This is a genomic window from Planctomycetia bacterium, assembly GCA_034440135.1.
GTDB lineage: Bacteria > Planctomycetota > Planctomycetia > Pirellulales > JALHLM01 > JALHLM01.
The window spans coordinates 1-17,320 of the sequence record JAWXBP010000505.1; the positions used below are offsets into that span (position 1 = coordinate 1).

Sequence of the window (17,320 nt, forward strand, 5' to 3'; positions counted from 1 at the left end):
GCCCGCCGCGCTGCCCGGCGACGCGGGCTGGATGCTCGATCTCGCCGGCATCAAGCTGCGGCTCACGGCCAACGACCAAACGCCCCCGCAAGACACCGCCGCCGCGGCCAAGCAAGCGATCGAGCAGTTGGACAAGGACAAGAACGGCTACATCGAGAAAACGGAACTGCCGGAAATGCAACAGGCTTCCTTCGACGGCTGGGACGGCAACGCCGATGGCAAAGTGTATCCCGATGAGTTGAAAGCGGCGCTCCAGGCCGAGCGCACGCCGCTGTTGAATCGCGTGCGCGCCGTGGTCACGCCGGGCGAGCATTCGCTCCTCGCGGCGCTCGACGCCAATCGCGACGGCTCGCTGAGCGCGCGGGAAATCCAGGAATCGCCGGAACGCCTCCGCGCGAGCGATCGCAACAGCGACGGCCGCGTCACGAAGGACGAAATTCCCACGCGCATCTCAGTCCATTTCGAACGCGGCATGGGCGGAGGCCCCGCCGCGCCGGTCAGCTACGGCGCGCCGGCCACCGAGGACAGCGTCGAAGCGCCCGCCTGGTTCCGGCGAATGGACGCCAACTCCGACGGCGACATCAGCCCGCGAGAGTTCTTGGGCGCGCCGGAGACTTTTTCCAGGTTGGACAAGGACGAGGATGGATTGTTGTCGTTGGCGGAGGCAGCGCCGGCGGATACGAGAGCTCCGACGAACTGAACATGGTGTCAAATCCTTCTGGCTGTAGCCGGTCTCTGTGAGGCCGGTGGAGTGGACGATGCTCACGTCCAACGCGCCGAGGTCACAGTCCTCGGCTACAGATGATTGAGGGCTGTGCCGTTGGGTTATGCGCGCAGTTTCCCAAGCACTTCGGTCAGGCGCGCCCCGAGTTTTTCCACGCCCGCTTGTTGCTTGGCGTCGCGAAGGTTGCCTTGTTCGTCGAGAGCGTTGTGGGCTTGCATCACGGCGACTTGTTCCGGCAACACGATGACGCCGATGTTGCCGAAAATGGCTCGCAGGTGAACCAGGCCGCGCAGTCCGCCGAGTGCGCCGGGCGAGGCGCTCATCAACACGGCGACCTTGCCTTGATACGCCGTGAGGCCGGAGACTTCGCCGAACTTGCGCGACGTCCAATCGATCGTGTTCTTCAACAGCGGCGTGATCGAGCTATTGTACTCCGGCGCGGCCAGCATCAATCCGTCGTGCGACTTCAGCAGCTCGAACAACTTGGCGGCGTTCGCCGGCGGGCCGGACTCGGCTTCCAGATCCTGATCGAAGAGCGGTAGCGGAAAATCGGCCAGATCAATCAGCGTGACCTTCGCGCCCGCTTGCTCGGCGCCGCGCACGGCGATACGAATGACCTGCTTGTTGAATGAACTGCGCCGAGCACTTCCGGCAAAGGCCAAGATCGTGGGTTGCGACATGTTTTGCATCCTCTCCGGAGACGAGATCGATGGAAAGCAACCTGGATCAGTTGCCCGGGGCTGCGCCCAATTCCTGTAGCAGCCATTCGTACACTTGTTCGCGGACCGGCGTCGGGAACTCGTGCGGCGCGTCGGGATATTCGGCGTGCAACTTTGCTTCGGCGCCATGCAGCCGGTAAATCACGGAGGCCGCGGCGACGACCTCGCGCACTCCCTGCAACTCGAAGTTATCGTCGCGCAACGGCGCGGACACGAACACGGATCGCGGCGCGATCGCGGCGATCAACTCATGAAAATCAAATGGCACGCGGCGCGGATCGTTGCCGTACTGCTCGCGAATTCGAGGCATGTAGCGGTCGCTGGTCCAGCCCTGCAGGTTGCCGCCGTAGTAGTGCTGAAAACCAGTGAACCCGCAGCTCGTGACGACTGCTTTCAGGCGTTCATCGAAGACCGCCGTGAAGATCGCATTGTGCCCGCCGAGCGAATGCCCGATCACGCCAATCCGTTCGGCGTCAACCTCCGGCATTTCCACGAGCAGATCGACGCCGCGGATGTTGTTCCAAATCGCCTTCATCGAGCCGCTGACGTAAGGCTCGTCGGCGCGATTGAAGTCGTAAGGATAGTCGCCGAACGACGGGTAGTCCGGTACGAGGCAAACAAAGCCTCGTTCCGCTAGTTCATGGGCGTAGTGGAGTGTGCCGAGCCCACCCAGCCCTGCCGGCTCTCCTTTGCCGATGTCCGTGGTTTGATGAAGACAAAGCATCGCCGGTCGCCGCCGCGGCTCGCCACGCGGCAATAGAAGATATGCCGGCACACGATCGCCCGACTCCGGCACGTAAGTGATTTTTCGCCGCACATACTTGGGCATGGCGACTTCCTCGATGGTCTGCGCATCGAGCGGCGCGCCCGGTTGCGGATCCGGCAGCGGTCCCATTACTTCTTGCAACGACTTCAAGATCGCCCGGCGACGTTGCTGCCAATCGTCCGCAATTTGAACGGGGCGCGCAACGTCTTCGTCGTCGATGAAGTACGAAAGATCAGTGTGATCGAGCAACTCGACGGTTTGCGCACGGGCGAAAGAAGCGACACCGACAGCCAGCAGATACACGGCCGCTGCGCGTTTGAGTTTGTGCGTTAGCATCGCCCGAAGCACACCAGGCACATGTCGTCGCTTTGATCTTGGTCGCCGACGAAGCGTTTCACGTCCTCAAGCACGCTGCCGGCGAGCTTGTCGACCGTGTCGCGCTCCGATCGCTTGCAAAGATCCTTCACGATGCGATCAATGCCGTATTGCTGCAAGTCGCCGTTCATGGCTTCGCTAATGCCGTCGGTATAGATCGTGACCGTATCGCCGAGCGAGAGCGGAATCACGCACTGCTCGTAGCGATGGTCTTCTTCGATGCCGATCGGTATTCCCTTGGTGTCTTCGCCCAGGTCGACGACTTGTCCGCCCGGCTTGCACAACAGCGGCGCCATGTGGCCGGCGTTGACAATGGTCACCTCGTGCCGCGCGGGGTCGATGACCACAATCGCCATGGTGACAAAGCGATCGTTCAAGACGCGGACGAAACTCACGTTCAGCCGATTGAGCGCGTCGGCGGGCGTGGCCTCGGTGGCCAGCAAATAACCAACCTCGGCCGAAAGCTTGGCCATCAGCAATGCGGCCGAGATGCCCTTGCCCGCCACGTCGGCGATCACCACGGCAAGTCGCCCGCCGGGCATCGGAATATAGCCGTAGTAGTCGCCGCCGACCTGGTTGGCCGGCTCATAGAAACTGAAGAACTGATACCCCGGCAGCACGGGCACCTGGTCCGGCAACAGTGCTTGCTGCACCTGGTGGGCGAGGACCAGATCGCGCTCCAACGCACGTTGCGTGAGCAATTGTTCGTGGTTTTGCGCGTTCTCGATCGCGAGCGCCGCCTGCCAGGCGACGCTGGCCAGCAGATCGAGATCGTCCTGCTGGAAGCGGCTCCGCTGGTCGAGCGTATCGATTTGAATCACGCCCTGCGCTTTGCCGTCGCTGTCCAACAACGGCGCGCACATCATCGAACGAATGCGAAAGTCGGCGATGCTTTGGCTGGTATCGAAACGGTCGTCGCTCGCCGCGTCAGCGGACAAAATCGCCAGCTTGTCCGTCATCACCTGGTTGACGATGGTGCGGCTGATACGGATCGTCTCCTGATCATCGCCGCGCCGATGCCATACGGCCGCGGGGATCAACATATTGCTGGGTTCGGAACGCAACACCACGAAACCGCGGTCGGCCTGCACGAAGATGTGGCCGAGCGTTTGCAGAATCTTCGGCAGCACTTCTTCCAGGTCGAACGCTTTGGACAGGCTTTGCGTGATCTCCAGCATCGCCCGCAGCTTGAGCTCCGGATTGACCGACATCCGCGCCGGCGTGCGCGGATTGCCGACGTCCACCTGCGACGTCATCGTGGAACTGCGAACCGGCCCCTCGTCGTCGACCAGCAGCGCCCGGGAACTGTCACTCATTCCCGGCGGATAAAGTCGGAACGTGAACAGCAGATTGCAGATCTTCAGACGATCGTTATCCCGCAACAGTCGGCGCGCCTCGATCTTCTCGCCGTTGACGAACGTGCCGTTGCGGCTCTCCATGTCCTCGACGTAGAAATCGGCGCCGGAGCGCAGAATCTTCGCATGCTGGCGGCTCACGGCTTGGACATCGAGCACGATGTCGCAATCCGGGTGCCGGCCCAATACGGACGATTCCCGCTCCAGAGCGAAGATCTGGCCAGGCGTCTGCCCTTTGAGAAGTTGCAATACGGCCATGAATCAGCGGGACATGCCGCCCATTTTTAGGAGACCAGTCGCCACTCACTGCGGAGCGGCAGGGCCTCGCCGTCAGGGGATAAAGGTGGGCGTCGGCGCAACCCAGATTCTAATTGGGGGGGAAAGCGCCCGTCAACGCCCGATCCGATCGCCCAGCGGAGCGCGAACCCCGTGTCGCAACCTCTTGTCGCTCTTGACGAAGCGCACTGGCAGACGTAGCCTATTGGACGGTGAACAGCCCGTATTACTTCGCTAACCGCCGGCAACGGCGACTAGACGAATCTGGGCGTTCACCATTTTTTTGGGGACGATTTTCTTGGGGAATGGTGTAACGGTAGCACGACTGGCTCTGAACCAGTTAGCCTAGGTTCGAATCCTAGTTCCCCAATGGAAGCAAACCCTTGCTAGCAAATAACTTGCGGCAAGGGTTTTTTCATGCTCCCAACAACGGAAATCGCCCTGTGCTACGCATGTGCTACGGGCGCATAAAAACCCCCCGGAGGCATCACCCGCCGGGGGTCAGGAGGCGACAACGAGTCACCGCTTGTGCTTCCTTAGAAATTAACTTTGGTGGTTGAAGTAGCTCACTTCCAACCCGCTATCTAAAACCGCCACGTCGGATTCGGCAATAAACTGCGCTGTTGCCAATCCGCTCGCCGTGGTAAGCGTCAGGCTTTCGCCGCTCGGCAGCACGTGCCCTTGAACTGCCGTGGGTACCGAGCCGTCGGTCCAGTAACGGACGGCGCAGCCGGTGTTCGTGATTGTCGCAAGCTTCGCGCCGTTCGGAACCGTCAATGCCGTCGCCTCTGACAAGTCCGTGATGCGCTCTTTTCCCATCGCAGCCATAGTTCACCTTGTGGATTGAAAAACCCCTCGCGGCGCTGTGAGCATTCCAACGGCACGAGGGGCGGAGGCCATGCGGCCACGAGCCGCTGACGCGCTTGTAGATTAGGTGGTGATGCCGGCGAGCAAGTGAAACGCGCTCGGTCGCAACACGGCCGTATCGCCGCGCCACACGATGCGAATCGCCGCTTGGAACCGCTCAAACGCATCGTCAGCAACGCGCGAGATTTCGATTCGCGGCTGCATCCTCACGCCCAGCACGGCAAACGAGAAGTCGCCCATGATGATGCTCGACGTCGGCATCGTCGTGGTCGTGAATCGCGAAATGCCGGCAATGCTCGGTGGCGGTCCTAACCAGAGGCGAGCGGAGGTAGTGCCGTCGCCGCTGACGATCGCGTCGAGGTCTCCGGCAATCACCGGATCGCACACATAGGCCGTCGGCTCATGGTTGTTGCTGCGAACGGCCACGGCCGCAGTGTGCAGGTCCAACCAATCGATGGCACCAACGCTGCCCGTTTGCGCTGTCACGATCGTCGAGTTCTGAATCAGTCCCGACATACCCGGCGACAAGCCAATCAGGGCCGCCGAGTCCAGCGCCGTCGCCAAACCACGAATCAAGCTTTGCTCAATCGCGTCGGCCGCCATCGGCGCGTCCATCAACAATTCTTCGGACACCTTGACGATCGTGCCAAACGTGCGACTTACGAGATTCACCAAACCGAATCCGACGGTGCTTTCGCTGAACGCGTCATTCTCGCCCTTGAACGCGAACGTCGGGTCGGCGTCAATGCGCGGCATCGCCAGCGTTTCGGTTTCCATTGGCACCGTGATGGCACCAGCTTGAACGTAGGCCGACTTCGCACGGGCCGCGTCGAGCACTTGGCTCCACAACGCATCCGGCACGAGATAGCCGCCCAAGTTGTTGCTGCCTTCACCCATCGCCCGGCGTTCGGCGTCAGCGCCGCGCCAGTCGCCCGTGATGCTACCCTTCAACATCCGCCCAAGGGACAAGTTGCTATCGCGGACCGACACGTCACGCGTGTAGATGTCCGCCATGCGATGTTGTGGAGTGAGCGCCCGATACTCGCGCCCCTCCGCGTCGAGTAGTTTCCGTGGCAAGGCGCGATGATACCGTTCGTTCGCGGCATCCTCGCCTTCTCGGGCGGCGGTTTGCTCCCAGGTCTCGGCGGCGGGATTAGGTGCAGTTGGCATACGCTTTTCCTCTTCTTGCTTGATTTTCAGTTCACGAATCTGCACGTCGAGGGCGTCGATAACCGCCTCGCAGTCGTCAAAGTCGCGGACCTCTTCGACGGTCAACGATGCACGCTTGTCGCTCTCCGCCTGGTCGTAAACGGATTGCATTTTTTGGAGCGTCGCCGCTCGCAAGTCGTGGCACTTCATCAATTGCTTGCCAGTCGAAACGGCCATTTCTATACCTCGATTGATGCTGGGTGTTTTGGTTCCGGCGGTGCCGCCGGCTTACGGCTGGTTTCCCACAACGCCAACTTGGCAGCGTGCCATCGCAGGCAACGCTTGGAGAGGCGCACCGGCGGGATGATGCTTCCGCTGTACCACCAACGCCGAATGGTCAGCGTCGACACGCCGAGACGGTCGGCGACTTCTGCAATGCTCAAGTAGTCGCTCACTGTGCGGCCTCCGACGGTTGAAGTTGAAACGCGAGATAGTGGGCGAACGCGCTGACTTGATGGTCGAACATTCGTCCCAGCATTTCGCAGCTAATCGTTTTGCTGATTTCGTTCGCGAAGAATATGGCTTGAGCCACTTCATACAACTCCCAGCCGGGCAGTTCGTTCGGGATTGCCATCAGGTGTTTGACCGAAACTTGGTCCGGTGTTTGATGCTGGCGGACTTCTTCGTCCTGTAGCCACCGGTGCAAGAATTCGCCGTAGGCCGGAGCGGCCGGCAGAATCTTGCTTGTGATCCAGGTGCGAAACTGTCGCAGTCCGTCGGGGTCGATGCGCCGTGGGTCGAATCCAGTTGGAACGATTGCGAATTGCGGTGTCATGTTCATTGGCTTCCCTTTGTGATGGTACACGTGAAGTTGTGAATTGATTTGTAACTACGTACTACCGTGGTACAACTTTCTTCTTGGGCATCCTCGGTGCGCGTTCCAGCGGGATCGTCTCGACGTTCTGTTCCGGCAGGTGCCGACACGTTGGACAGTGGTAGTAACGCTTGCGTGTTCCCGCGATGATCTTCGTCGAGTACACGTACAACGGCGTCTTGCAAGTTGGACAGACTGCCTCTGTAATCGCACAGTTTGCGTTCTGTTGCGTTGCGGCGTGTTGGACGTGATTTCGGTCGTGCATATGCGTTGCCTTGCGTTAGGCGTTGGCGTCGTGCGACACGGGGCCGATACCCCTTATGTCAAAACCCGTGAAAAAACACGCACGGGGTGGACAACGTAGACGAGCGCGTGCGCTCCAGGTCTTCGACCTACCCCCGGGGGGCGTTGCCATTTCTGCAAGCTGGTCGATGACATACGAGGGGGTAAGTGCGTGCGCGCCGCCGCGAAATTGAATGGGGGTGCCTCACCCCTTCAACTCCGCTTCGATGCGCTCCACCTCGGCGACCTCGGCGTCGGACGGTATGACGAAACTCCACAGCCGTCGAGGGTCCTTTGCCTTGCGTCGTGCCGCTCGTGATGCGATGGCAGCGCGGTCGGCTGGCTTCCATCCCTCGTGCTGCGCCGTCCGATAGGCGGCAGCGTGCTCGGCGTCGAATGATGAATTGCTCACGTGTTGGTTTCCTCCAGTTCGGGGTTTGGTAAATCCAGCAGCAGCCGCACGGTTGCGAGTCGACCTTGCTTGCGGTCACACGCAATCAATCCCGCACCCTCCAGGTATGCCAACGCTCGATACGCGGAGTCCCGGCTCATGCCGTACTTCGCAAGCAACTTCCGGTTGATGCGTACGAGCTTGTCCCTATCGCAGTGATGCACGGCCCACATCGCGAGCGCCAGGTGCAACGACTTCGCAGGCAGTTTGGCAGCGCGGGTAATCCACCATTCGGGGATAGGTCCGCGAATGAACGGCACGGAGGTTGTCCCGACTGACTTGCGGGTTCTCCGTTGGGACCGCTCGATGTTGGCTCGAGCTTCTGTTGAGAGGCGCAAATCATCCAGGGAGAGTTTCACTTCTTCCATGGGTCTCTACTCCAGTAAGAGGTAGGTAGTATCTATAAAAGGAGAATCTAATAAGGAGAATCTAATAAGGAGAATGGACGGGTGTTGCCAAACCAACAAGTGATACGCTCAAACCAACAAGTGCTGTTGGTTTCGCAACATGTTGGATTGGGTAAGTAGCTCGGAAACCTCTCCCCACATTCGTTCACCCCGGGGGTCGGAGTAGCGTTCGGGGTAGCGAATGATCTTCGCATCGGATCGCAACTCGAATCCGTCGAGTACCGTGGCGGACGCCTCTCGCATGACGGCTTGAGTCGCGGCGACCACGTGGTCGATTTCTTCGTCGGCACCCTCCACCAAGACCGCATCGTGTACCGGGGCGCAGACCGTAATGCCTCGCTCGGTTGCCAGGCAGCAGGCCAGCCGGAGCATTTCGGCCCCGTTGGCTTGCATTGGAAAGTTCGCCAGCGATCGCGGATTACTCTTGCCGCCGACATGCACCCGCCAGCCGAATACGGTCCAAAGTGATCCCCGGAGCATCGCGTGGTCGACGCAGGCTTGGGACCATTTCCAGAATCGTGGATAGGCCGCCCGATGCAGGTCGAGTAGCTCACGGGCATAGGCTTCAGGTTGCCCCAGCGACTGCGCCAGACTCGCCGGTCCCATGCCGTACTGCGTCGCCAGAATGCAGACCTTGCACCGGTCCCGTTCCGCTGGGTGCGATTGCTTCGTCGCGTCACGGGGGATTAGCCCGGCTTGCTTGGCGAATTCGAGGTACGGGTCGCCGCTCGCGTATGCGTGGCGCATGGCCGGATCGTCGGAGAGTACCGCCGCGATGCCGAATTCCTGCTGCGACCAGTCGATGTAGGCTACCGCTTGCCCGGGCGATGGCTTGATGAGTCCGCGCAGCCAGACCGACGGGCCGAAGATGAACTTCGCATTGCTCGGCTGATTGCGTCCCGTGGTGGAACGAAAGGGAGACAGCAAGCAGCGATTGCGACCGTCGGCGCCCACGGCCAAGTCGGAGAACAACCGCATCTCACCCAGCGAATGCCGTAGCTCGCGGAGCGGAGCGACTTGCGCATAGGTGCGGGCCATTTGGCGGAACGTGTCATCGTCTAGGGCCAGCGCACCGCTCGCCAGCCGGGGCCACGGAATATCTTCCGCAATCAGATACCGGGCGAATCGTTCCGCACTGAACGTCATCGCCTGCGCGGGGTCGGTCTCGCCGGGGTTGTTTCGCAGTAGATCGACGGCGCGGGCTATTAACTCGGGGTCGTGCTTAACCGGCTTCGGCCGTGCCGGCTCGCGGAGCGTCTCCCATAGGAGTGCCGCATAGTCACGGCCGTCGTCGCCGTCGTAACCGGGGCCGATGCCTAGCTCGGGGTAGCGGCCGGCAATCTCCCGCGCGGTCACGTCGAGTCCCGGGTAATCGCTATGGTCGCCGCCCCGACCATGCCGCCCGCCACGCCGCTCCCAGTCTTCAATTTTCCGCACGGTCAATCCGGTGTCACGTCTAGCCGCGGCTTTCGCCCGTTCCCATTCCAGCCGGCTATCGAGTTCTCGTTTCCACACGTAGTCGAGGGCTTCCGCCAAGTGGTGCGGGTCGAGTTCGTTATGGTGGGCCTCGGTGAAGACCGCCGCGCCGGCCGGAGTGCTCGGGTCGATGCGCTTTTGACCACGCGGAACGTACACGCCAAAGTCGGCGTCGATCCGTTCGATAAGTTGACCTTGAATGGACCGCCAAGACTCGCGGAGTTGCTCCAGGCTTTCCACGTCGATCGGCACGCCAGCCGATTCCATGCGTGCAGCCGCCGCCATATAGCGGCCCCGCAAGATGGCACGCGGGAGGTCAATCTCCGGCAGCATCTTGGGCAACAGTTTCGCCAGTGCGTCCACGTCCGTTTGGCAGTAGTCGAGTAAGGCGACTTGCTCGGCGTCGGTGTAATCGTTGCCACGCATCGCAAGTTCTCGCATCTCTTGCTTCTCCGCCGCTTCGATGCCGCCGAGTCCATAGTGGACCAGCGCGCCGAGTAAGCCATTCCCACACGTGGTGGGTAGGCCATTCGAGGCGTTGCGAAACTCGACGTACAAGTCGAGGATTCGCTCGGGCATCGGCCAGTCAAGCGACAGATAACAGCCGAGTTCCGCACTGGCATAGTAAGCGACGAACAGCGTCCGTCGTCCGGTATCGAACGGCGGGATGCGCAATGCGTGCAACTCGTCACGCCACAAGCGCAGCAGCCGCCCGGAGCGGAATTCCCGCGCCACCAGGCAGAGCGGTTGTGGGCGCTCGCCCGGCGGCGCGGAGAATTCAAAGTCCGCCAACCAGATTTCGCGGAACGTGTCGATCATGCTTCGCCGCGGAGTTGCTTGAGAACCGGGTGATCTAACACGGCGATAAACCGCGACTGAAAGCAGAGCTTGACGCACTGCTGGAACGACAACTCCGGCCACTCCGGTTCCGCCAGTTCTCCAGACGCGACGAACACGTCGTAGAGTCCGGCTTGCATGTTCGCCGCCACGCGCACCCACTTCGTCTCCGCCGCATGCGCCGCCGCGAGCATCGAATCATTCCAGGCGTTTGGCCTACCATCCGACGATGGCAGCTTGCACCGCCACAAAAACGGGTTGTTCTGCTTCGTGGTCGCCAGCAGCAGCACGACGGGTTGCAAGAATTCCGCTACGTCGCCATGCAAGCGCGGGTCGACGATGTAGTCCTCGCGGTTGATGCGATCTTCGAGGATCGCAGTTTGGAGTCGCCATTCATCGCCCGGCATGACGCGGACAAACTCTTGCCGATCAGGTTTGCGGCAGCGGAGCGTGGTGAGCATCTTCTTGACGCCGAGCGTCTCGCCGAAGTTCTGCGAAAGCCGGAGTCGGTCCAGGTCAAACGGGTCTGGCGCGGCCTCCGCTGGCGCCGCTTTGCCGTTGGTTAGATGAACGTCAATTGTCGATGCGTCGGACATGGTGAAACCTCGATCGTTTTGGGTTTGGTTGTGGTCTTCGTCCGCTTCGGGTAGATGCCGTGCATGCGTCGGCATTGCCCGCAGAGAGCAAACACGCCGCCGCGAGTCGGAACGCGCAATGCGATCGCAGGGCGGACTTGGCACAGGTGGCAGTCACTCACGTCGTGATCCCCCGAAAGGGATTGGATCGCCACGCAAGTTGCGGAACAGAATCCGCGAGAGTAAGATTCATTCGCACAGTACAACTCCAGTTTGAGCTACCGCCCCGGTTCGCACCCGGGGCGGCAGCGTTTGATGGTTAAGCCTCCACAATCGCGGCGAGTTCCTCGATTTCGCGTTCGAGTGAATCAATCGCCGAGTCCAGCTCCATTCGCTCCCACTGTGCATCTTGCGTGTAGGATTGCAGGGTGCCGACACGACTGCGGACGGAGTTCAGGTCGAGTTTGCTCTTGAGCACTCGCCCGCGATCGTTCATGGCGGCCTCGACCGTACGCATCAGCTCACTGCGTGTTTTGTCCATCTGCTGAAAGACATGAAGCAGACCTCTGGCGGCAGACTCGCATTCATACAGCCCGCCGAAGTCCTCAACGACGTCTCCCAAACTTCGCTGTTTCTGTTGCACAGCCATTGCACGAATCTCCAGCACGGCACTTTGAAGAAACGCCCCAGCCGCCGCCGTGAAAGCAGAGGGGCGCGGGGTTAGTTTTGGGAATCGCCGCAATCGACCGTGCGGGCTTCGAGAAACGCCAACACGTCTTCGCGCCGGTATCTGATGTTCCGCCCGACGCGAGTGAATCGAAGCGGGTAGCGGCGATGATGCCGCCAAGCGACCAGAGTGGCCGGCTTCACGTCGAGGATGTGGGCAACTTGCTCAGTGTCGAGCAACGCGGGAATGTCTACGGCTAGCATGTTTCACCTGAGTTGAATTTGGTCAGTGACCAGCAACGTCAGGCGAAGTCTAGACGGGAATAACGCGCAAACAGTACGCGCTTAGTTAGCGCTAAGTGCGCATCAACCGAGTTTGAGTCGGCATCCCGACTTGTTGCTAGTTTCAAGCAACTTTTGAATCGGCTCAGGACACTGTTTGCGCAGTGTATCGGTCCGCGTTCCGAGCAAACGATTATCAAGCTCTTTGGCATCTGACGCGCTGACCCACGCACCCGCCGGGGAATTCAGCATTTCCAGCCACACGGCGAGCTGTGTTGATTTGAGCTGCAATCGCTTATCGTCGAGCGTGGCGCACAGGCCATTCACGTCAATTGACAAACGATGCTTCGCGGCCGGCGGCTTCGGGTTGGGGTGCCCTTTGGCAAACGGCAACAGATTCTCCATCGCAATGCCAAACTCTGCAATTGCGGCGGCATCCCCTTCGTAGTTCAAGTTGCGGCGCTCGTATGACGCCTCACAAACGGCATCGATAAATCTGCGATGCACGTCGGCGACACGAGTAATTCGGTCCGCAATCTCGGGACGCGCTTGCAATGCGGCTGAGTAAGCATTTTTCCAGGCGATGTTGCTGACCACTTCATGCAGCAGCGGCGGTTTAGGAATAACCTCTCCGGTCAAGGCGTCCTTGCGCGGCGGGCTTTGGTCCTCATAAAAACCCATCGAAGTGTGCCAGCCGCTTTCATTCTCGGGATTCGGCACCGGCTGATACGCTGGCTCCAACCAGCCGTTGCGGTGAAGTTCTAGTCCGTGTTGGTGTGTCCAAGCAAGCGAATTGTGGTGTGATGCCACCTCGTGAATGAACCTCGCCAATGCGTCCATCACTTCGCCCTCCCTGCCGCCAATAAAGCGTCCACGGCCTTGGTGACCGATTCGCGGACCGTGGATTGCGTGAGTCGCGAGTAAACCGCCGTCGCCGATGAACCGGGCGAATGCCCTAGCGAAGCGCCGATGATGGTCTGACTAGCACCGCCAATCGCCTGCCAGCTTCCCAGCGTCCGGCGAAGATCATGCAATCGCAGGTCGGTAATCCCAGCCGCCGCACAAATCGCCCGCCATGCCTTGTCCGGTTGCGAGGCGTGACCGCTCTTGCTATCGCTCCGGTTGGCAGGGAACACCCACGGCGAGCCCGTCACAATCTCACGCTGGGCTTCTAAGACCTCCACGGCCTGTGGTGCCAACTCGACGTTGACCGGCTTGCCGCTCTTGGTCTCCGGCAGCCGCCATACGGCGCGTTGCCAGTCGATTTGCTCCCATCGGGCCGCCAGCGCGTTCGCGCGTCTCACGCCCGTCAGCAGCAGCAGCCGGAAGTAATTGCGCCAGGCGGCGTCTGGACAATCGTCGATGGCTCGTAGCAGTTTCGGCACTTCATCGGGCAGCAGGAATCTGTCCCGGGATTGTTCCTTGAACCGATCCACGGCGAGGGCTGGGTTGTCGCCCTTCCAGCCGAGTTTGCCGGCAGCGGTGCTGAATAGTTTGCCGACCAGTTCGATAACTCTGTTCGCCTGGTACTGACCGTGGTCGGTGCCGAGTCGAGTGTGGAAAGCTTGGACCTCTTCGGTGCGGATGGTCGCCAGCCGTCGATTTTTCCACGGCGACAGGTAGGCGTTGAACATCCGCTCATCTTCGCGCCACGTCTTTTTCTTCAACCGGGCGAAGTGCTCCAAGTGGAAGTTGAATACGTCGCCGAGCGTGACCTCGGCGCGGCGGTTCCGCTTGGCTTCTTGCGGGTCTTGCCCATCGGCGACTTGCCCGTTGATTTTCGCCGCTACTTTGCGGGCTTGCTCGATGCTGGTCCCCGGGAACGTCCCGATACGTACGCGCTGGGGCCGACCATCGACACGGCCATTGCGGTAGAACGTCCGGCCGCCGGCTTGCGTGACCGCCAAGCATAGCCCTGGCACAAGTTCGTCATAGACGAAGATGCGCCCTTCCGCCGGTGCCGGGAATCGCTCTAGCGATCCCTTGGAGAATCGAAACTTGATTGGCTCGGCACGGCCATCGGGGTCCGCAACCCGCAACTTGCTACGCATCGTGTAGCCTCACTGGGTCGGTTCTGTGCTACGTCTGTGCTACGCACTCGGTCAATTCCCATGAATCTGGGTGTAGCACAATGTATGCGTGAAACGGCGGAAAGTAAAGCAGTATAGACGCTTATCAATCTCGATGAACCAGTGAGCATGCGCCTTTACACTGGCTCTGAACCAGTTAGCCTAGGTTCGAATCCTAGTTCCCCAATTTCTCTCCTTGATCGGGAACTACCTGTCCCAGCCGGCCAGGTTGAGTCGCGGCGCTTCCACGGTCACGCGCGGCCTTCCAGTGTCTTCAGGTTCTTGTAGGAAACCGCGCCGCGCGCCGTCGTGATGGTCTTCAGAGCTTTGCAAAGGCTTTCGACCGCGTCGATGTAGTTTTGGTCGGGCTTGGACTTGTCTTTGGCGATCGTGTTTTTGTGGTCGACCAAGTCGTCGACCCCTTCGAAAAAGACTTCCAAAGCCACGCGCGCCTCCGTGACCTGAGTGCGGGCCGCCGCCTTGGAATAGGCCTGCATCGCCTTTTCGGCCTGCTTCGCGGCATTAAGCGTCTTGAACTTCTTTTCCAGTTCGCTGTACTTCTTGGCCTCGGTTTTGAACTTGGCCAGAGCGGCGTCCATGTCTCCTTCGAGGGAGATGATGTCGATCTTCGTGTTGGTCGGGCTTTTCGTTTGTTGCAGCTTCTCCAGTTCCCGTGCCACGGGCGTCTCGAACCCGATCACCACTTTGTTAAAGGTCGCGCCCGCCATGTGGATTTCACTCAGGGCGTTCGAGGCGGTCTGATCTGTGACTTCGTTGGATTTGGTTCTCGCTTCGCCCGCGAAGGTCAGCACCTTCACCGCAGTTTTTTCGATGACGGCGTGCAGCGCGGTGAGGGCGTCCATCACAGCCTTACGATGTCCCTTGCCGAATGCCGCGTCGACCTCTTTGAGCGCCGGCGTCATCCCGGTGTCGGCCTTCAGAAACGTGGCGGCGAGCTTCTTAAAATCGGCCGGAATCGCGGCGCCGCCGTTCTGCAGTTCCGTCAGAACGTTCGCCTTGAAGGCCTTCTTTTCCTTTTCCCAGTCTTTGAGAAACGCGGTCATCGAATGCCACTCCTGCCAGGTTGAAAGTTGCTCGTCAAAGCTGAAAAGCCGCCTGCCGGGAGCAGTATCGCAGATTGATTTGGAGGGGCAAGCGGCGACGCAATGCGAGACGACGCCTCAGGTCTCCCCCAGACCGTCTCCGACACCGATTGGGCGTTCGGCGTTGCAGCCACGGCCGGCGCCACGTATTTCTTCACGCCCAAGTTGTTCCTCGACCTGAGCTACACGTTCGCCAACCCCTTCCCGGAAGAATTCCATGCGGAATCGCCGTTCCACAACGAGTTCTACAGCCCGCGCGTCTACGAAGGGACGCTGGTCGGCGACTACACGGCGGAAATGAGCATGCACTTGCTGACGATCTCGCTGAACGTGGGGTTCTGAACGCACTCCGCCAGGCAATTTTGTAGGTCAGGCACCCCGGTCGAAGTCGAAGCTGCTTGCCCCGCCGAAGCATCCTGCAAAGTCCAGAGTCGTTGAAGGCTAATTGCCTGACAAGGAAGAGCGGCCGCGTTCCGTCAGGCAATTTGCCGGCAACTTCTCTGGTTGTTGCGACGGCTAATCGCTGTACGAGCGTTTCGACTTCGGCGAGGGTGCCTGACCTACAGGATTGGATTGGGCGCCATCGTTTAGATTTGCATCACGAAGCTAAGTTTTCTCGCTCAGGTCGGCATCGTCGGCATGCAGCCGATGCAGCATCCGATGCACGACGGGTCCCAGAGCGATGCCCGCGATGACGAGCACCGCGAACCCGCTGTAGAGTGCATAGATACCCGCAAAGATTTTTCCGGCCGCGGTCTCAGGTTGCATCAAAGGGCCCATGCCGGACAAGATCATCGACGCATTCAGGAAGGCGTCGATCCAGGAAAGATCCTCCAAATAATGATAGCCTGCCATCCCGGCTACGAGCGACAACACGATCAGCCCCATGCCCACGCCGACGCTGATCAGCAATCGCTTGAGGAATTGAAACCCGGGGAGGAGCGGCTGGCCAACGTGTTCGAAACGCAGTTTCATGCGAGCATCATACCGCAACACTCGCCTAGTTGCCGAGTAGCGCGGCGAGCGTGAACGGAGCGCCAGCGAATCGCGCCTTTTGTAGGTCAGGCACCCCGGTCGAAGTCGATGCCGCCGGCCCCGCCGAAAGATGTCGCCAAAGCCCAGCGTCGTCGAAGGCTAATTGCCTGACAAGGAATAGCGCGCGGATCCGTCAGACACGTTGTTGGCGAGGACGTTGTACGTCGCGATGGTTGTTTTTCAGGCCGGCCGTTTGGCTTCAGCGGAGGTGCCTGACCCACTTGGCTGCGTGTCGTCAGGGAAGGTGAAATCAGACTCTACCAAGCTGTCTGCCGCCGAATACAAATGTGCCGAATGGAATTCAAACCACGCCATCGGCCCGTCAGTCGAACGGTAGGTTCGCTCCAGTGGCGTTCCGTGAAAACAGCGAATAAACCTGCTGCGCGCCGGTGCGCCAAGAAGCAACTCTACTTCTTGCGCGCACTGCTCCTTCCATTCATCAAATTGTTTCCATTCGTGGGCGACATCTCCGCCAAGCCTTGTTGGTCCGATGCACGATACGGGCGCGTGAACTGTGTAGTTCGCTAGTGAAATAATTCGCGTGCGCCCTTCTTCGGCAATTTCGCGAAGCCGTGCCTTTGTACGCGCGAGTCTAGCCGGTGCGCTTGTCAACTGTTCGCCAAGTTTCCCACTGAGCGAATCTCGTTCGAGCCTCACGTGATTAAAAGCGTAGAATGTTGCGGCGACGATCCCCAACGCCATCGCAGTGAGCCAAACCCAGGTCGAGAAGCCGTCCCATCGCGTAATGTCGAGTATGAGGCCGAGAATTCCAAAAAGCTCGCCGATGGCAAGCATCCAGAACCAGCGACCAAGAACGCGAATGAACTCGAATGCGGATTTGCGGTATGCATTCATGAACGCTACTTTCTTGCCGATACGACATTCAGTGCCAACTCTTCTATGGTCGACGCACGCGACAATGGCCAAACGAAACAGGCCGGCGAAATGCCGAGGCGTTGACGCAACGAGGAGCGACCGAGTGTCGTTAGGTAGGTGGCACCAGACGACAATGTGCGTGGCAATGGTCAACCC

Annotated in this window: 20 protein-coding genes and 1 tRNA gene; 3 read left to right on the plus strand and 18 right to left on the minus strand. The window is 60.1% G+C overall.

Going from position 1 to position 17,320, the window contains the following annotated elements:
* Positions 1-700: hypothetical protein (locus SGJ19_28650; GenBank protein MDZ4784237.1), on the plus strand; the 700-nt coding region annotated here is incomplete at its 5' end.
* A 125-nt stretch (positions 701-825) separates the two neighbouring features.
* Here the strand turns inward: SGJ19_28650 and SGJ19_28655 are convergent.
* From SGJ19_28655 to SGJ19_28665, 3 genes are read right to left on the minus strand one after another with little or no spacing between them, the layout of a single operon-like run.
* A complete protein-coding gene (locus tag SGJ19_28655; protein MDZ4784238.1) occupies positions 826-1,404 on the minus strand; it encodes an NAD(P)H-dependent oxidoreductase in 579 nt (192 codons plus the stop codon).
* A gap of 46 nt (positions 1,405-1,450) precedes the next feature.
* On the minus strand, positions 1,451-2,545 hold the full coding sequence (locus SGJ19_28660; GenBank protein MDZ4784239.1) for an alpha/beta fold hydrolase: 1,095 nt from the start codon (positions 2,543-2,545) through the stop codon (positions 1,451-1,453).
* A complete protein-coding gene (locus SGJ19_28665) occupies positions 2,539-4,197 on the minus strand; it encodes a SpoIIE family protein phosphatase (GenBank protein MDZ4784240.1) in 1,659 nt (552 codons plus the stop codon). The genes SGJ19_28660 and SGJ19_28665 overlap by 7 nt, the downstream gene beginning before the upstream one ends.
* Positions 4,198-4,514: 317 nt before the next feature.
* On the opposite strand from SGJ19_28665, the gene SGJ19_28670 reads away from it, so the two are divergent.
* A tRNA-Gln gene (locus SGJ19_28670) sits at positions 4,515-4,585 on the plus strand.
* Between the two features lie 173 nt (positions 4,586-4,758).
* Here SGJ19_28670 and SGJ19_28675 read toward each other — a convergent pair.
* The 13 genes from SGJ19_28675 to SGJ19_28735 form a co-directional block, all read right to left on the minus strand.
* Positions 4,759-5,043: a hypothetical protein gene (locus SGJ19_28675; GenBank protein MDZ4784241.1), complete on the minus strand. Its 285-nt coding sequence runs from the start codon at positions 5,041-5,043 to the stop codon at positions 4,759-4,761.
* A 102-nt stretch (positions 5,044-5,145) separates the two neighbouring features.
* Positions 5,146-6,468, minus strand: coding sequence for a phage major capsid protein (locus tag SGJ19_28680; GenBank protein ID MDZ4784242.1), 1,323 nt, complete (start codon positions 6,466-6,468; stop codon positions 5,146-5,148).
* A gap of 2 nt (positions 6,469-6,470) precedes the next feature.
* Positions 6,471-6,686 carry a hypothetical protein gene (locus tag SGJ19_28685; GenBank protein ID MDZ4784243.1) on the minus strand — a complete coding sequence of 72 codons (216 nt, stop codon included), beginning with the start codon at positions 6,684-6,686 and terminating at the stop codon, positions 6,471-6,473.
* Complete coding sequence (locus SGJ19_28690; GenBank protein MDZ4784244.1) at positions 6,683-7,066, minus strand: hypothetical protein; 384 nt, start codon at positions 7,064-7,066, stop codon at positions 6,683-6,685. The genes SGJ19_28685 and SGJ19_28690 overlap by 4 nt, the downstream gene beginning before the upstream one ends.
* Positions 7,067-7,592: 526 nt before the next feature.
* Positions 7,593-7,799: a hypothetical protein gene (locus tag SGJ19_28695; protein MDZ4784245.1), complete on the minus strand. Its 207-nt coding sequence runs from the start codon at positions 7,797-7,799 to the stop codon at positions 7,593-7,595.
* Complete coding sequence (locus tag SGJ19_28700; protein ID MDZ4784246.1) at positions 7,796-8,098, minus strand: hypothetical protein; 303 nt, start codon at positions 8,096-8,098, stop codon at positions 7,796-7,798. The genes SGJ19_28695 and SGJ19_28700 overlap by 4 nt, the downstream gene beginning before the upstream one ends.
* A 216-nt stretch (positions 8,099-8,314) precedes the next feature.
* Complete coding sequence (locus SGJ19_28705) at positions 8,315-10,540, minus strand: DNA polymerase (GenBank protein ID MDZ4784247.1); 2,226 nt, start codon at positions 10,538-10,540, stop codon at positions 8,315-8,317.
* Positions 10,537-11,154 (minus strand): hypothetical protein, encoded by a 618-nt coding sequence (locus SGJ19_28710; protein MDZ4784248.1) that lies wholly within the window; start codon positions 11,152-11,154, stop codon positions 10,537-10,539. Before SGJ19_28710 ends, SGJ19_28705 begins: the two co-directional genes overlap by 4 nt.
* Positions 11,155-11,452: 298 nt before the next feature.
* Positions 11,453-11,800, minus strand: a complete 348-nt coding sequence (locus SGJ19_28715; GenBank protein MDZ4784249.1) for a hypothetical protein — start codon at positions 11,798-11,800, stop codon at positions 11,453-11,455.
* A gap of 53 nt (positions 11,801-11,853) precedes the next feature.
* Positions 11,854-12,063: a helix-turn-helix domain-containing protein gene (locus SGJ19_28720; GenBank protein ID MDZ4784250.1), complete on the minus strand. Its 210-nt coding sequence runs from the start codon at positions 12,061-12,063 to the stop codon at positions 11,854-11,856.
* A 102-nt stretch (positions 12,064-12,165) separates the two neighbouring features.
* Complete coding sequence (locus SGJ19_28725) at positions 12,166-12,921, minus strand: hypothetical protein (protein MDZ4784251.1); 756 nt, start codon at positions 12,919-12,921, stop codon at positions 12,166-12,168.
* Positions 12,921-14,132: a tyrosine-type recombinase/integrase gene (locus tag SGJ19_28730; GenBank protein MDZ4784252.1), complete on the minus strand. Its 1,212-nt coding sequence runs from the start codon at positions 14,130-14,132 to the stop codon at positions 12,921-12,923. The genes SGJ19_28725 and SGJ19_28730 overlap by 1 nt, the downstream gene beginning before the upstream one ends.
* Positions 14,133-14,401: 269 nt before the next feature.
* Entirely contained in the window at positions 14,402-15,214 is an 813-nt protein-coding gene (locus SGJ19_28735; protein ID MDZ4784253.1) for a hypothetical protein, read from the minus strand.
* Between the two features lie 102 nt (positions 15,215-15,316).
* Between SGJ19_28735 and SGJ19_28740 the strand changes: the two genes are divergently transcribed.
* A complete protein-coding gene (locus SGJ19_28740) occupies positions 15,317-15,595 on the plus strand; it encodes a hypothetical protein (protein ID MDZ4784254.1) in 279 nt (92 codons plus the stop codon).
* Between the two features lie 264 nt (positions 15,596-15,859).
* On the opposite strand, the gene SGJ19_28745 is transcribed toward SGJ19_28740, so the two are convergent.
* Positions 15,860-16,228, minus strand: coding sequence for a hypothetical protein (locus SGJ19_28745; protein MDZ4784255.1), 369 nt, complete (start codon positions 16,226-16,228; stop codon positions 15,860-15,862).
* Positions 16,229-16,468: 240 nt separating this feature from the next.
* A complete protein-coding gene (locus SGJ19_28750) occupies positions 16,469-17,143 on the minus strand; it encodes a hypothetical protein (protein MDZ4784256.1) in 675 nt (224 codons plus the stop codon).
* Positions 17,144-17,320: the final 177 nt, after the last annotated feature.